The following is a 1,652-nucleotide window of genomic DNA, read 5'->3' on the forward strand; positions in this document are numbered from 1 at the left end:
AATGGAAGGGTATATGTATCGAGTATGAATCCATGATGGATATCGAGATGCAGCTTGTTCCCGAGAATGCTAGCGAAGATGACATCCTCAAGTTGACTTTTGCCAAGAACGAAGACGAAAACGACATGACTATCAGCTCTGATGACGATTCAAAGAGAGCCTCCCATATGGAAACCAGATGCTATCAATTTGCAGATGTGTCAAATTCTGATAATGTCTTGAAGAAGTTGACGACCATCCGCCTGAAATTTGTAAAGGAAAATAATTCTGGTACGGAATTTACCATTAAACGGCTTAGCTACCTGATACCTGAAAACCTTGCGGTAAAGGATGTCGGTGAATATAAGGATGTAAAGGCAACGGAGTCTTCTGATTACAAGTCCGGAAAGAGTTTCCTGTGGGATGGTGCAACTGACGGAGACCAGGTAGACCTTGGTATTTCCGGTGCAACGGCTGGCGGCGTTTGGACGAATACTTTTGAGTTAGAAGATGTCTTCAATTACAACTTCCCCGACGATGTGAAGTATGACGCTGACGGGAACGCTATTCCGTCCTTGGTGAGCAAGTATCATGAATTTACGATGTATGTGAAAACGGACGAAGGGACTATTGATTTGGACAGCATCGCTTCCATTGGATTCAATACCGTCAGTTCGAACATGGAACCGGCTGACATCAGTGCATGGGGAGGCTTCTGCATACATTACAGCACTTACAACTATATCAGGATTGTTATCGTCACCGACTATGACGCCAACAAGTACTGGTATGCCGATGTCGATTATTCCGATGACAAGGTGTGGGGCAAGGTCTCCTGGGATGCGTTCAGGAATATCGATGAGGAATCTAACGAAAAGATCGAAGATGTCCTTGGAAAAGTGGCTAGGGTTCAGCTCCAGTTCCTCACGGATGGCGAAAATATCATCGACAAGTTCGGATCTTACGACCAGTGCGGTAAGTAAAAAGTTTGGTGGTTAGAAAAAAGAATGGCCGCGAGAAATCGCGGCTATTCCTGTATGATTTAAATTTCTATCTTTGCCCGTATGAATACCGCCTTTTACGTCTTTATGAAGCTTTTGCCGAAGAATGCCGCTAGCCGCGCCTTCGGTGCGTTGACCCGCCTCAAGTTGCCTGTGATTTCGAAGATTGCACGCAACAAGTTTGCTGCTTATTATAAGCTGAATATGGACGAGGCGGAATATCCGCTGGAACATTACGCGAACATCGGCGAACTTTTTATCCGCAGACTCAAGCCGGGAATGCGCCCGATTGCTGATTCCGAAATCGTGTCGCCGGTGGATGGCGTGCTTTCGCAGACGGCCGTTTTCGACGGCAAGCAGGAACTGATTCAGGCGAAGGGCAAGACTTACACGCTCAAGGACCTGCTCCGTGACGAAGAAATGGCGAAGCGCTTTGAAGGTGGCGCCTTTGCGACGATTTACTTGGCTCCGTTCAATTACCATCGCATTCATAGCCCAGCAAAGGCCGAAGTGATTGATGCCAGCTACTGCCCGGGTACGCTCTGGCCGGTGAATGTGGGTAGCGTGGAACGCGTAGAAGGCCTGTTCTGCATTAACGAACGCCTTACGAGCCACTTGCGCTTGGACGACGGCTCCGAAATGCTGGTGGTGAAGGTCGGGGCAACCAACGTG

At 48.2% G+C, this 1,652-nt stretch carries 1 protein-coding gene and 1 pseudogene; both read left to right on the forward strand.

Annotated features, from left to right (window positions below):
• A pseudogene (locus Q0628_RS08370) lies at positions 1–962 on the forward strand (hypothetical protein); the annotation flags it as partial.
• 81 nt (positions 963–1,043) lie between these two features.
• Positions 1,044–1,652 (forward strand): archaetidylserine decarboxylase (gene asd / locus Q0628_RS08375; RefSeq protein ID WP_298770026.1); only part of this gene is annotated, 609 nt, incomplete at its 3' end.

Source organism: uncultured Fibrobacter sp. (assembly GCF_937877005.1).
In the GTDB taxonomy this organism is placed as follows: Bacteria; Fibrobacterota; Fibrobacteria; order Fibrobacterales; family Fibrobacteraceae; genus Fibrobacter.